The organism is Sporosarcina sp. NCCP-2222, from assembly GCF_023168145.1.
In the GTDB taxonomy this organism is placed as follows: domain Bacteria; phylum Bacillota; class Bacilli; order Bacillales_A; family Planococcaceae; genus Sporosarcina.
In genome coordinates, this window is sequence record NZ_BQYK01000004.1 from 196392 (window position 1) to 209638 (window position 13247).

A 13247-nucleotide genomic window follows, 5' to 3' on the forward strand; every position below is an offset into this window, starting at 1 on the left:
TTAGATCCTCTTGAGTTATATTTAATAACCCATTTCCTTTAAGATGTGTGACAGTGTACGTAATCGCTCGCCAATTAATTCACCGTCTTCGTTTAAAGCTTGTTGGAACAATTGAATATCTTCTTTAATTTGCTCATTTTCCGTGCATACTTCCACCGTCATAGCATCCCCTTGCAGGCCGACGCGCTTAATAATTGGATTTTCCGGATCATATAAATCTTCATGACGATAGGCCTCCCGGAAATAAAGCTGCGCCTCGCAGACCAAAATGGCCAAGTCCAAGACCCGATGCAGCGGCATCTCCTCCGATTGGCGAGACCACTTACCTCCTGTATGTCGCCAAATCTTCGCCGAAATATCCAACTTTCCCCGATCATTCCACTGAGCCAGACCGAGCGATAACCCTTGCGCATCCGTCTTATACGCAGTCCGACCATCAATATTCGCATAATTCTCCGCTACAATCACCGGCTTATGTTTCAAATGTGTAGGAATTTTCATTTCCACTCTCCTCATTTACTGATTTACTAAATTACTGGTGTAGTAAATATATACTTTCATCTAAATATTGTCAATAAAAAAATGACGCACCTTCTTTTCTGGAAAGCACGTCGATTTGTGAACCTTACTGTCGAGGCGTAGCCGGTTACCACCGATTTGGACGCCTTTACCACCGACTTGGGCTCCTTTACCACCGATTCTCGACCTCTTACCACCGACCTGGACTCCTTTACCACCGACTCTCAACCTTTACCACCGTCTTGAGCGCCTTTACCACCGATTCTCGACCGTTTACCACCGACCTGGGCTCCTTTACCACCGACTCTCAACCTCTTACCACCGACCTAGGCTCCTTTACCACCGATTCTCCCCTTTACCACCGACCTGACCTCTTTTACCACCGACCTACACCCCGTTACCACCGACTCTCCTTTTCCAGCCCACTAAAAAAGCGCACAATCAAGTGCGCTGTTCCGTATCAAATCGCATACTATACGTCCTATCTCGATAGGAGCCCTTTTTTTCTAGTTCCATGGAGGTTAATAATCGATGGGCCGTTTGTTGTCGTTCTACATGAAGGAAGTGGCGGCAGTCTTGATTGCGCATGGCGCCTCCGAATAGGAGAAACCACTCCCGAATGGCTTGTTTGTGGGCGTGCCTGCTTGTCTTTCCACATGAAAGACATCGCCAGCCTCCCGTATATTTTTTCATGCCGAGGCGATGGCAATTCGGGCAAATGACGCCTGTTTGAATATGTTGAGAAGGAATGGAAAATGTCGTGCAGATTGGAGGAGGAATGAACTGCCGATGACTTTTTTGGAGGTTTACTAGCAAATCGGCAAAAACCGCTTTGTCCAACAAGGGAACTCCTGACGGAAGCTTGCGAATGAAGGCGGGAACAGCTTGAGGGAATAAAATAGGTACGGTCGTGTCAAATACCTCAATATGCTGTCTTGGATAGGCGAGCACTATGACGCCATATACCGGAAGTGAAACACTTCTTCGGCTCAGCCAATCTGTAAACAACGCGCAGTTGTTTTCCAATTGGGTAAACGGACTTTTAAAGCGACTCACTTGTCCTGATTCTAATGTTCGAATAAGCTGAGGTGGATTTTCAGTGACGAGCAGCTCACCCGACATATTTTTCACTTCAAATACAATGGCGTACCAGGGGGTAATGAACAATGTGTCTAGCTGAAAGGGGGCGCTAGTGAAAAGAGAGAGATCGTGAAATACTTGATATTCCATGGAAAATGGATATCGCTCGAAAATCTTATCGAGCTCCTGCTCACCTCCAAAACCCGCTTGGACGGCGGCTTGCTTTGTTTGCAATGCGGGAAAACTTTCGTGGTACTCCGGCAAACGTTTCATCGCCGCCTGCAGGCCTTCCCACAGCAGCGGCTTCCTTCTTTGTTTACTAATGAATGTTCTTCACTCCTTTCCGTTATCTAGAATTCTACTTTATTTACAAGATTCATTCAAATGCAATAAATTTCTCAACTCCCCATCCAACCAAGGATTCCCCTTCACTGTAATCACTTTCCGCCGATGCGGCTTCAAATATTCCTGCAGCACCGGCCGTTTCCGCTCAAAATCCTCTGTCCACTTATACATATTGATCAGCATCTGAAAATCCGGCTTATACGCGCAGGCCTCAAGCCCCAAAACCTGTTTCACATGCCTGCGGAAAATACGATATCTTCTTTTATTCAAAGGCGGATCCAGCCAAATAATCGCATCCGCCATATCAAACAGCGCGTGATAAGAAGGCCGGTAGACCCCTTCCATCACCCATCCTCCTGCCCGGTCAATTTCTTGAATTACTTGCATCTGCTCGTCCGGTGCACGTTTCACCCGCTGCCCCTCCTTCTCATGATACACAACCGCATCCAATTCAACGAAAGGGAGCCCTAATTGCTCGGATAGTTTTTTGGCATATGTTGTTTTCCCGCTCGCCACGATCCCCATAATGAACAGCTTCAAATTTATCCACCCCTATATGTATCCCAGCACATCCGCCACTTCATTCACTTGCTTGATGTCTGTCACGTCCTCCGGTATTGAGACCTTGATGCCAAATCCTCTCATGTTCATTCTCCTTGCCAGCTCCATGTCGACTCCCGAATCTCCTATTACAAAGGAACTCTTCAAATCTATCGAAGGATAGTCATCGAGCGCTTGCAGTATCATGCCGGTTTCCGGTTTACAGCAATTACAGCCTTCATTTCTGCGATGCGGGCAATAAAAAACAGCCAAAATATCAACACCCTGTTTCTCCAACTCCAACAGTAACATGGCTTGAACTGTTTCATATTGCTTTACTGTAATGAACCCTTCATTGATTAAATATTGATTTGTAATAATAATGATGTCATAACCTTTCTGACGTACTTGACGCAATGTATCAATCGCATCCGGAAGAAATACAGGCTCCGAAACACCGGTCCATTCCTCATCCAAATAATCTTTAATGATCGTTCCATCCCGATCAAAAAAAGCAACTTTCATCCCCCTCCCCCCTTTTGACAGCGCTATTTGAAGCTATTCGCTGTCCCTTGTAATAATAATAGTAACCTCATTCAGATCATAAACTCCCAGACACCCGTTCAAACTACATCAAAATTATTTCCAACCCATATAGAAAATTGTTATTTTCACAAATCACTTGTATAGAATAATCTCATCTCAACATTCTGTATGACTTGCTCTTTTAAAAAAATCAATTGTCTTTTCCCATGAATCTTGACTCGCTTGTGCGGTATCGAATTTGGTACCCCCTGTAAACTCGCTGGCCGATATAGAAATGTTAGGGATACCAATTTCATGTCCCGCCCTTTCGTATGTCAAATGTTCGTACTCATGCTTGAATTTATTTGTTCCCAACCTTTTCATTGCAATTTCATTCAAACCGACTGAATCAAAACAGGCATCTTCCATTCCTGAAATTAAAAGGATTGGGCCATTAATATTTTCAACAGGAATAGTCGCCTGTTTTGTTATTTCAGGATCTGCTGTCAAATAATCATACCAAGTACGAAGTGGATTTTTCCCTGCTTCGCGCAAAGCGGAACACGTTTTGGCGATTTCAACCGAATTATCTCTTCTTGCATAAGATATTGGTTTTCCTTCAAACGTCCAAGCAGGTGGTAATTCCGCCTCATCCGTCCATGGTACAATACCGCAAAGGGCTACAGGGGAACCATTTAACGCAACAACTGCCTTAATCTCCTTAAAATGCACAGCAGCCAGCAAGGCAAGTTCGGCTCCTTTCGATGTCCCATGCATCCCGATAAAATCGGTTGCAATTTCTTTCTTTTGCTTTAGCCATTGAATCGCATTTCCTACTAACTCCAGTGGAATATTGACCAACTCGCTTGAAAGCGGGTCCATTCCCCAATAGCCCAATGACAGTACATTAAAGCCACGTGAAGCCAATAGGGAGCAGGAAATTCGTAAATCCCTCCTTCCGATCCACCTACCACCAACCAACAAGGTCGGCTTAGGTATAGAGTTTGAAGAATGAAACAACGTTCCCACTATCCCTTGCTCGTTCACTGCTGTTCTAGTAACAGCTGCATCCATCCATCTACGTTCAATAATATGTGTATCAATCGTCTGTGTTTCTTCTTCAATAGATATGAACACTATGTGCGGTTGAAGCTTGTCCAAGATTTCCATGTTATTTTCTTTTGTGCTTACTATTTGCATTGACCAAAATAATCCCATTCCATCAATACCTTTATATGTACCTTCGATTGACGCAGTTTTGTGTAGGTCAATTACACCTGATGAGTTTGCCTTGTAAATACCGTAGGACTCCATTTCATAAATTTTTGTGCCCCAATAAGATGTACGTTTGCATCTGACTGTAATTTTTTGATTCTCAATAAGTCCTTTCACTCTTATAGAAATGGATTGATCCATCAACACTGACTTAACATCAATGTGCAAGCGTGGCTTATTAAAAACTTCATTCACTATTTACGCCCCCTATTTATTTTTCTTCTTTCGCACCCACTCCAAAGCCTCCCTCTCAATCTCCAAAGCCAGTTGTTCCTTTCCTCTGATATACGCCGCAACGTCCCTCGGATAGCGCTTTGCAAGTCCTTCTTTTAACTCGCCATACTTTTCGGCCATATCCGGATGCTCACGCAAGTAGTCCCGGAAAGCGAGGTGCCGCCCGATTTCCGGAGACCCCTCTTCATATACATGGATATGGTGCGTCCGTTCATCCCCGCCTTTTTGAAAATAGCGTCGCCCGACAATACCATTCTCCCCTTTTGCTTCATACCCAAGCTCTAACATAGTTTGATTAAAGAAATCAATTCTCGCAATCTCCTTCACAACGGGCATGATATCGATAATTGGCTTTGCGGATAAGCCGACGACCGATGTGCTGCCGATATGATGAATGGCGAGCAATTCGGAACCAAACACACGTTGCAATTCCTTAGCAGCTTCTCGAAACTTCAATGGCCACTCATCCGAATAGGTCAGTACCTCCACTTTTCTCATCCAATCACCTCACCATGTGTAGTTCTCTCCATAAAAAATAGCTCACCCCTTGAACCGGAACGAGCCTTTGTATCGTATGCCAATTTTTTATCTGTTCCGACTCTGATTTCTTCGAGAGGAACAATGGTAAATCCTTTTTTACGGACCATAATTTTCGGTCAATGACTTTCTTCCCGATTTAACCCTTCTTACGTGAACATTTATGGAGTCGATTGATTCTTCGGATAGCTCTACCTTTCCTTCTTTCTGCAGACGTTTCCACGACTTCACGTCCTTCCGGTACAAATATTCGGATAACCGATAGACATCAGCATTTAATTTTAACCCCTCATCATAGGTCTCTCTAATTTCCTTCTCTACTTGATCTTCGACTTCTTTGATTAGCTTCCCATAAGTCGTTTTCCCTTGCACCGATGCTACAACTATGTCGAAACTAACGTCAATTGCAAAAGTAACTTCGGAGCCCTGTACTTTGGGTTTAACTTTCGTTTTAACTCCATTTATAATTAAAGATTGCCGATTTTTTTCATTTTCCCCAGACTTCAGGGATACTTCAATTCTCTTTGATTTGTTAGACATCCATTGAAGTCCTCTTGCCTTATCGTGTGTGATAAAACCTTTAAATTCCTTGGGCGTCAGAATGCCGAAACCTGCCAAATCTGCAACCTGGCTTTTCTGTTCCACACTTTCCCAATTCTCTTTTATGGTTACATAGGGGATTGTCATGTCATGACCAGGTTCATCTAAACCGATAATCATTGTACGCATTGTAGTAGGATGGATAAAAGAATTTTGTACATATGAACTACGAGGATCTCCTAATTTCGACAAGGTAATAGCGGTATTAATAATAGGAGTAGTCAGTAATACGTTTTTGACAGAATCGTTTGTTCCATATAACTGGACTTCATAACGTGTATCGCGATATCGAATAAAACTATCCATTACTGAGTTTACCGCTCCTCCATCCAAGGCATTCTCCGAAAAGACAATATATGATAAATGACCCCAGTAGACACGCCGATCCACTGAATTATAAAGTTTAAAAATTGCCTCGTCCATTGTTTTTCCGGTTCCATGCCCAACTTCTGATTGTGCACGGGAATGAGCCGGTTGACTCAATTTTGCTGTGCTCGCAAAGTCGATAATTTGAACATATACATGGAATTCTCCATCCTTGTAATCAATTCCTAAACCATGAACATAAAGCAATCGTTCTGGCTCAGTTTGGTTCCAACAACCTGTAAGGAAAAGGCTTACTACTATTAAAATAAATAAACTTTTTCTCTTATGATTCACGATCTGCCTCTTTCGCCCTTGTCTCATCCGTGGGCTTCAACATTTTTGGCCGTTTGTTATACTGTGCTGGGGTAAGACGCAAAAACGTCTTGGAAATATTTGATAAACTTAGATCAGCAGTAAAATTTAGATAGGGAACGTCATATATCCTGATTTTTGCTAAAGAAGTAAGCACAAAGAAAAACGCTATAAAAAAACCGAACAGTCCAAAAAACGCAGTAAAAGCTATAAAAAATAGTCGTATCACACTCACCGCAGTGACAAGAGATTGATTGACCAAAGTGAATGTGGCAATTGTCGAAGAAGCAATCACGACTATCATAGCTGGACTGGTAATTCCTGCATTAATGGCCGCATCTCCGATGATGAGACCTCCCACCACGCTAATGGTTCCTCCAATGACTGAAGGAAGTCGCAAGCCCGCTTCTCGAAATAACTCAAACATAAAAATCATAAGCAGCATTTCAATTACAGCTGGAAATGGCAGGCCGATTCCCGATTCAACGACTGTTGCCAAGAGTTGCAGCGGCAATTGATTCTGATGGTACGTAGTAAGTGCCAGCCAAAATGCCGGAAGCATCCCACCTATTAACAATCCTGCATAACGGAGCAACCGTTCAAAGGAACTAGTAATGATAGGATATTCAGTATCTTCCCCCGTCTTCAGAGGAAGTCCGATATTCATCGGCGTGATAACGCCGTATGAAGAACCATCGACAAAAATGATAAATCGCCCTCTCGCAAGAGCTTCAACTGCACTATCCGGCCGACCTGTTAAATCATGTAAGGGTAATAAAAGAGGGCTCTTCTCCACCATTTCCATTAGAACATCGGCACTGAACACTATATCTGTATCCACTTCTCCCAACCGTTGTTGAAGTGTACTTAATGTTTTCTTATCTGCTATGTCGTCAAAGTAAAGAAGAGCGACCGTTGTCTTGCTTCGTTTGCCTAATGTAAACTTCTCTACACATAATGAATTTGTAGGAAGCCTCTTCCTAATAATCGCGATATTCGTAGCAACATCTTCGATAAAATTATCACGGGGTCCCTTTACGGCCGATTCTAATTTGGTTTCTTCCGGTTTTCGATTCGGCTTATTGGCAATATTGCTTGAGAGAATTATATTGGATTCGGAAAAACAAAGTATGACATTACCTGTATAAACTAACGAGATGATTTCACTTTTTTCTGTCACTTGTTGCAATCCCGGTACATGTAAATATTCCAGAATATTTGTAGCAGATTGTCCCTTTTCCAATTCCATCGTTTCACAAAACTCTTGCACTCGTTTTACGACTACCCCATGAAGCATTTGTTGATCAACCATCGCTTCACAAATGATAAAATCAATTTTTTGGCCATTGAACATATACTCTTGAAATGAGATGTCAGCTGACTTTTCAAATAACTTTCTTAATGTCTCTATCGTGATCATGTCTTCATCTGGTTGCATTCTTTACTCCCCCCTCTTCAGTTAGACTCACTTTCATTCTTCTTTGATTTGCGGGAGAACATAGTTAGGACGAAAAAAAATAGTGACATCAGCAAGAAGACTGCAAAGCTCCCCTTTAACAGGAATTCGCCTTTTAGGATGAGAAATTTATGATCACTTAAAGACAGTAGAGGGATACAAATAAAAAAGAAAGCAGGAGCAATCACCCTCCATACTTGTTTCTTCTTTTTCTCCCACCCAAGTAAATCAATTACGATATACAAAAGGAAACCGACCCTAATAAAAGTCCCCGTCAACCATTGATAAATGGAGAGGAAGTCAACATGTTCGATAAACCGCCCGATGCTGACAAGACCCCATTCTTCATACGCTGGATACCTCTGCTTCGCAGCCTCAGTCGGCCCAAATTCTGTGATAGCGCCTATCAACGGGCCTAATGTTAAAAACAACAAAATCATGAGTATGATGAAAAAATGTTTAAAACGAAGTGGTTTTTTACTCCGGTGCTGGATCAACAGCAACAAGGTGATTTCAATGAACCCAGAGCCTGGATAAATCGCCCCTTCCGCAATCGGTCGTAACCCATGTTCAAAAAAAGGCTGTAATAAATCATAATTTTTTACTTTAATATTGGTAAATGAAACAAAAAAACCTAATACGACCACAACAGCCAAAACAAGAACATTAGCCATTAGAATAATGGGTAGACTCGTCGTAGCAAAATAAACACACAGCGTAACATAAATGAGTAACATGAAAATAAACGGAGTCTCAGGCAAAAAGGTCGCGTTCACCCATTGTAAAGTCTCATCTAAAGTGAAAGAAGCTAAAATAAGAAGGAACAACGCAATTGCATATCTAACAAAGCGAGAACCAGCTTTCCCGATTTTTTCTTGCAGCCAATCTTTTAACGGAACGCCATTCATTTTTTTTACTACATATGCAAGAAGAAGCAACCAAAGCGATGTTGCACCTGCTGCCATCAAAACGGATGCCCAACCGTCCCTTCCTACCTTAGTTATCAAAGGCGGCAGTATGGTGACATGATTTTTCAAACCAACAACAGTCATCGCTAAAAAGATGATATGCAAAATACCGATCGTGCCCGTGTTTTTCATGTAACAACCTCTATCGTTTGTTTGTCCTCTTATTCTTGACACCATACAATGTAAATATAACCAGCCAAGAAAGACAGTTATGTCTGTTCAATTTGTATCCGCATAAGAATATGAATGTTTGAATGAAAAAAAGATGACCTCAGTATTCGAGATCATCCATTACTAAAGTTTATTTATTTGTCTTTTCTCCATAGTCCTCCGCTACAAGTAGTAAATCCGCATTTCTCATAAAACCGTGCATGCTTATCACTATACGTTGTGGTTACGATTTCGATGCCTCTTCTGTCTGCCTCATCTATCAGCGTCCTGACAAGCTTCACGCCAATCCCTAATTTCCGAAAATTAGGATGGACGATAATATCCTCCATATACCCATGTTGCAACTTCATGCCTGCAATATACCCAAAACCAACGAGCATACCTTTCTCATTTCGGGTACCAACCCAAAAGTTGCATCGTTCAAACAGAAGCGGATAATCAGTCTCCCGCTTTTCCCAACCGACGGACTCTCTCAATAAAGGAACTTCTTCAGCAGATATCTTTAGATTAATTACTGCCTCATACATTCAAATCGCCCTGTGAAACTGTTGTCTTCTGACATGCATCCAACAGCCCTCTCCAATAAGCCCAAGCCTCCAAATAGGCATCCAAATCATGAGGATGCGCTTGCTTACAAATGCCGATCCGGGTGTATAACTGGAACACAACTTCCTTGATCAGCCGGGATGTTTCCATCTGAACTGATTCCAACAGTTCAAAAGAGGAAAGAAGCGCTTCTACTGTCAGGTCATCCGGAGAGGAACAAAATGCATACGTAAAATCATAGAGGATAGGGCCAACCATAGGAGAAGGGTCAATGACACCTGCCAGGCACTCATTCTGGAACACGAAATTATGGACACCCGTATCCCCATGTAAGTAATATTTTAATTCGTTCGCATCATACATCGCCAGTTCCTCGACAAATGATTCCATTCTGGAATAATCTTCGTTGGATAATAAATCCCCTACATTTTCATATGCATATTCTAAGCTCTTTCGATTAAAATCTGACCAAGCCGACCGAGGCTCGCCTCCAACCCGGCCCCATGGCGCTTGTGGGTCAGATGGTTTGTACTGGTTTAACACCCTTGTCACTAGAATTTTCATCCATTCCGATTTCTGTCCCCGATTCGTATGTGTCGTGCCATCCGTGTATTCATACAGTATCCATCCCTCTTCCATGTCAACAGCATATACTCTCGGGAATAAATATATTGTTCCATAGGTGTTATAAAAATGATCGACAATCCCGATTCCGATTGGTTGATCGTACTTTAAAATGAATTTTTCTTCCCCAACAATGAGATACACACGTCCACTTGTTGTCCCTCCTTTCAATTCTATAAGCTCATAGTTTCCATTCGGGATAATGCCCTTGTTTTGTAGCGTATCAATCATCAATTTAGCACCTGACCTTCTTTTTGAAACTTATAATGGCCGTCTTCCGATTCACCAATGAGAGTAAACCCATTTTCGGCATAAAATTTCGCCAACTTTTTATGTCCTGATACACAATCCAGACGGATCGGTTGAGAATGGTTATCCAAAATCCAATGCAAGATTTCCTTCCCAAGATCCTTCCTCATCATGCGAGGTGCAACTGCCAGCCGATGGAGATACAGGACGTCAGCTTGGTCCTCTTTTCCCCATATATATTCGTCCCATTCACTTTGGCGCGGGTAAAGCGTAAAGGTAGCAACCATCTCGTTCTCCAGATGAACCACATATGTATCTCCCGACAGGATGGCCTGCCTGATCTCTTCATCTTCTCCACCTTCCAACAAAAAGCCCCATTGATCGATCTCATTCGCTTTCAACCATGCCGCTACTTCTTTTAATAAAGTGATGACCGCTACAGCATCCGTTGCTTTTCGAATATCCAGTGCTTGTTTTGACATGAGATCCCCCCTTTTCTTACTGCTTACTTTCGCGTTCTACCCTTCACATACCTCTTTCTAGAGAGGTGAATTTGTAAGCGCGTCGAATACATCCAGCATAGGAGGATGGCCAATGAAAAGAATTGCCCTACTTTTGATCATGTTTCTTTTAGCTGCTTGTAGCAAGGATAAGTCCGTCGAGTTTCCACCATATGAAGGAGAAGATTTAATGATAGGCATTATTGGGGAACAACCGGACGTCGATTCAGATAAAATTCGATTCCAAGAGCTATCGTTCGATGATTTACTTTATGAAGTGAAGAGTATCCCTGAACAATTCGATGCGATCTTCATCATGCCGGAAGAATTATCCGAAGCTGCCGATGATGAACTAGCCGAGATTTATAAGCAATTGACAATCCCCACCATTTTCATTGATTCGAGAAAGAGCTCCCTCCCTTTTGTAACAGAAGGAGTGTCATTCGAATCTGCTCCTGACATGGGACACAGCTATGCTTCCGGAATTTTGTTCGTCGGCGATCTGAGAACGTATGAATTTGGACTCTATAATGACACACGTACGGAAGAAACCATAAAAACAACCTATACTGACATTTTCAACACGATAGAAAAATTACGTGTTTATAATGATGATCGAAAATAGAGGATTTCAACACAAAACAGCGAATATACATTCGTATAACATAAGGAGGTTGAGCAGATGGTTTCTGAAACATTGCATGTAAACAAAAAGAGCTGGGATGAAGTGGCGCATCGTTTTTTCGGGCGCAATCCACTTCCGAACTATGGGCCGCTTGCGCCGAGCGAAGAGGACTTGCATCTACTTGGGGATGTCTCGGGATGTAAAGTGCTGGATATCGGCTGCGGCAGCGGCCATTCACTGCTTTATATGGGTGAACGAGGTGCCGCGGAGTTATGGGGAGTTGATTTATCTAAAACACAGATCGAGACAGCAAGAAATGTGCTGGCTGATATGACAGCACCCGTCCACTTATTTGAGTCTCCGATGGAGAAAGATCCGGGCTTACCGGACAATTATTTTGATATCGTCTACTCGATTTTCGCACTCGGCTGGACGACAGATCTTCAGGCAACGATTCAAAATGTCCATCGATATTTGAAGACAGGCGGGACTTTCATTTTCAGCTGGGAGCATCCGCTGCATAGCCGAGCGAGATTAGCGGATGGCAGTCTCCATTTTGATAAGTCGTATCACGAGGAAGGTCCGTATGATCACGAAGCATGGCACGCACCCGCTATTATGCAGCAATTGAAAGTGAGTACATATATTAATACGCTCGCCGACCATGGTTTTCAAATTGAGAAGATCATCGAGGATGTGGCTCTCACGGAGGAAGACCGCGAAAAGCATGAAAATCGCTGGTATTCTTATGAGAAGGCAACAAAGCTGCCGACGACGTTGATTATTAAGTGCAAGAAATTATAAAACAAACACTGCGCTTGGACTTCACAATCCAAGCGTAGTTTTTTCATTGTTGTATTGAATAATCCATTTCACTGCATCAAGCAGGTTTTCAGCAATGTAATCAGGCTCGATGTCCGCCCACTTATGCTTGTAGTCCGTGCAGGAACTTCTCCCCCAGCCGGTTAACACGAGAATCTTTTTGGCACCGACTGCATGAGCAGCCAGCATGTCCGTTGCCCCAACGTCACCAATAAAAGCCGTATTCGATAGTTCGATACCGTGTTTCCTCGATGCTTCCCACAATAGGCCCGGGTTCGGTTTATGACATTGGCATCCATCTTCTGGGCTATGCGGGCAAATAAAAGCATCGTCAAACCCATACGACCGGAATTCATCCCGAAACTCCTGTAAGGTTGCCTGGCCCTTGCTAATCCGATGCTGGTTTGTGCATGCAAACATCTTAATATGATGATTTTTCAACAAGGCAAACGCCTGCCGACTGAAGGGATACAGTGTAAAGTCTCTTGGATGAATAAAATGTCCGGTTCCCCCTATCGTGCCGTCCCGATCGAGAAAGACTCCTTGAATTTCCCCCATTTTCCTTCCCCCTTCCCTTCTTTCATCATAACGTAGTTGTTAAACTATTTCGATAGAATGGTTGACAGAAAATTTTTGACATGCTACCTTTAATCAAATCGAATAGCAGACGGAATAGGTGATCTGAGAAGTCTCAGATCTTAAATGGGAAGCCGGTGAGCAATCGAATCCGGCGCGGTCCCGCCACTGTGACAGCCCTTGTGCTGAAGCCAGATACCAGCCTAGTTCAACAACGCTGTAAACCTACGGTCGATAGGGAGGTGTTAGATGGATACGCGCAGGCAAAGTGCGTGCTTTTTTCAGCATGCCTTTCAAAATACCGTACATTTCTGACTCCCCGTTGGAAATGTACTTTTTTTATGCAATTAAATACGAAAGGGTGGACTATATGACAA

The 13247-nt window shown here is 42.9% G+C and carries 15 protein-coding genes and 1 riboswitch; of the genes, 2 read left to right on the forward strand and 13 right to left on the reverse strand.

Annotation, left to right across the window (positions count from 1 at the left end; translation table 11 throughout):
• Positions 1–21: 21 nt before the first annotated feature.
• The 12 genes from NCCP2222_RS10635 to NCCP2222_RS10690 form a co-directional block, all read right to left on the reverse strand.
• Positions 22–501, reverse strand: coding sequence for a DUF6530 family protein (locus tag NCCP2222_RS10635; protein WP_248512202.1), 480 nt, complete (start codon positions 499–501; stop codon positions 22–24).
• Between the two features lie 459 nt (positions 502–960).
• Positions 961–1872 carry a nuclease-related domain-containing protein gene (locus tag NCCP2222_RS10640; RefSeq protein WP_248512204.1) on the reverse strand — a complete coding sequence of 304 codons (912 nt, stop codon included), beginning with the start codon at positions 1870–1872 and terminating at the stop codon, positions 961–963.
• A gap of 90 nt (positions 1873–1962) precedes the next feature.
• Complete coding sequence (locus NCCP2222_RS10645) at positions 1963–2484, reverse strand: shikimate kinase (protein WP_248512209.1); 522 nt, start codon at positions 2482–2484, stop codon at positions 1963–1965.
• 12 nt (positions 2485–2496) lie between these two features.
• Entirely contained in the window at positions 2497–3009 is a 513-nt protein-coding gene (locus NCCP2222_RS10650; protein WP_248512211.1) for a D-glycero-alpha-D-manno-heptose-1,7-bisphosphate 7-phosphatase, read from the reverse strand.
• Positions 3010–3186: 177 nt separating this feature from the next.
• Positions 3187–4479 (reverse strand): acyl-CoA thioesterase/bile acid-CoA:amino acid N-acyltransferase family protein, encoded by a 1293-nt coding sequence (locus NCCP2222_RS10655; RefSeq protein WP_248512214.1) that lies wholly within the window; start codon positions 4477–4479, stop codon positions 3187–3189.
• 12 nt (positions 4480–4491) lie between these two features.
• Positions 4492–5016 (reverse strand): GrpB family protein, encoded by a 525-nt coding sequence (locus NCCP2222_RS10660; protein WP_248512217.1) that lies wholly within the window; start codon positions 5014–5016, stop codon positions 4492–4494.
• A 138-nt stretch (positions 5017–5154) separates the two neighbouring features.
• A complete protein-coding gene (locus NCCP2222_RS10665) occupies positions 5155–6315 on the reverse strand; it encodes a Ger(x)C family spore germination protein (RefSeq protein WP_248512218.1) in 1161 nt (386 codons plus the stop codon).
• Entirely contained in the window at positions 6305–7771 is a 1467-nt protein-coding gene (locus NCCP2222_RS10670; RefSeq protein ID WP_248512221.1) for a spore germination protein, read from the reverse strand. Before NCCP2222_RS10670 ends, NCCP2222_RS10665 begins: the two co-directional genes overlap by 11 nt.
• 17 nt (positions 7772–7788) lie before the next feature.
• Positions 7789–8889 carry an endospore germination permease gene (locus NCCP2222_RS10675; RefSeq protein ID WP_248512223.1) on the reverse strand — a complete coding sequence of 367 codons (1101 nt, stop codon included), beginning with the start codon at positions 8887–8889 and terminating at the stop codon, positions 7789–7791.
• Positions 8890–9062: 173 nt separating this feature from the next.
• Positions 9063–9455 carry a GNAT family N-acetyltransferase gene (locus tag NCCP2222_RS10680; protein ID WP_248512224.1) on the reverse strand — a complete coding sequence of 131 codons (393 nt, stop codon included), beginning with the start codon at positions 9453–9455 and terminating at the stop codon, positions 9063–9065.
• The gene (locus tag NCCP2222_RS10685; protein ID WP_248512225.1) at positions 9448–10329 is read right to left on the reverse strand and encodes a phosphotransferase; all 882 of its coding nucleotides are present in this window, start codon (positions 10327–10329) and stop codon (positions 9448–9450) included. Before NCCP2222_RS10685 ends, NCCP2222_RS10680 begins: the two co-directional genes overlap by 8 nt.
• Complete coding sequence (locus tag NCCP2222_RS10690; protein ID WP_248512226.1) at positions 10329–10829, reverse strand: GNAT family N-acetyltransferase; 501 nt, start codon at positions 10827–10829, stop codon at positions 10329–10331. Before NCCP2222_RS10690 ends, NCCP2222_RS10685 begins: the two co-directional genes overlap by 1 nt.
• A gap of 112 nt (positions 10830–10941) precedes the next feature.
• On the opposite strand from NCCP2222_RS10690, the gene NCCP2222_RS10695 reads away from it, so the two are divergent.
• Complete coding sequence (locus NCCP2222_RS10695; RefSeq protein ID WP_248512228.1) at positions 10942–11472, forward strand: hypothetical protein; 531 nt, start codon at positions 10942–10944, stop codon at positions 11470–11472.
• A gap of 57 nt (positions 11473–11529) precedes the next feature.
• Positions 11530–12276, forward strand: a complete 747-nt coding sequence (locus NCCP2222_RS10700) for a class I SAM-dependent methyltransferase (RefSeq protein WP_248512229.1) — start codon at positions 11530–11532, stop codon at positions 12274–12276.
• A 21-nt stretch (positions 12277–12297) separates the two neighbouring features.
• Here NCCP2222_RS10700 and NCCP2222_RS10705 read toward each other — a convergent pair whose 3' ends face one another.
• Complete coding sequence (locus tag NCCP2222_RS10705; protein WP_248512230.1) at positions 12298–12852, reverse strand: HAD-IIIA family hydrolase; 555 nt, start codon at positions 12850–12852, stop codon at positions 12298–12300.
• 99 nt (positions 12853–12951) lie between these two features.
• A riboswitch (cobalamin riboswitch) is annotated at positions 12952–13091 on the forward strand.
• Positions 13092–13247 lie beyond the last annotated feature (156 nt).

Bases quoted from the DNA above. Each gene is read 5' to 3' on its own strand.
- NCCP2222_RS10635 (WP_248512202.1), bottom strand. From the start codon at position 501: ATGAAAATTCCTACACATTTGAAACATAAGCCGGTGATTGTAGCGGAG.
- NCCP2222_RS10675 (WP_248512223.1), bottom strand. From the start codon at position 8,889: ATGAAAAACACGGGCACGATCGGTATTTTGCATATCATCTTTTTAGCG.
- NCCP2222_RS10690 (WP_248512226.1), bottom strand. From the start codon at position 10,829: ATGTCAAAACAAGCACTGGATATTCGAAAAGCAACGGATGCTGTAGCG.
- NCCP2222_RS10640 (WP_248512204.1), bottom strand. From the start codon at position 1,872: ATGAAACGTTTGCCGGAGTACCACGAAAGTTTTCCCGCATTGCAAACA.
- NCCP2222_RS10695 (WP_248512228.1), top strand. From the start codon at position 10,942: ATGAAAAGAATTGCCCTACTTTTGATCATGTTTCTTTTAGCTGCTTGT.
- NCCP2222_RS10700 (WP_248512229.1), top strand. From the start codon at position 11,530: ATGGTTTCTGAAACATTGCATGTAAACAAAAAGAGCTGGGATGAAGTG.
- NCCP2222_RS10685 (WP_248512225.1), bottom strand. From the start codon at position 10,329: ATGATTGATACGCTACAAAACAAGGGCATTATCCCGAATGGAAACTAT.
- NCCP2222_RS10670 (WP_248512221.1), bottom strand. From the start codon at position 7,771: ATGCAACCAGATGAAGACATGATCACGATAGAGACATTAAGAAAGTTA.
- NCCP2222_RS10705 (WP_248512230.1), bottom strand. From the start codon at position 12,852: ATGGGGGAAATTCAAGGAGTCTTTCTCGATCGGGACGGCACGATAGGG.
- NCCP2222_RS10650 (WP_248512211.1), bottom strand. From the start codon at position 3,009: ATGAAAGTTGCTTTTTTTGATCGGGATGGAACGATCATTAAAGATTAT.
- NCCP2222_RS10680 (WP_248512224.1), bottom strand. From the start codon at position 9,455: ATGTATGAGGCAGTAATTAATCTAAAGATATCTGCTGAAGAAGTTCCT.
- NCCP2222_RS10660 (WP_248512217.1), bottom strand. From the start codon at position 5,016: ATGAGAAAAGTGGAGGTACTGACCTATTCGGATGAGTGGCCATTGAAG.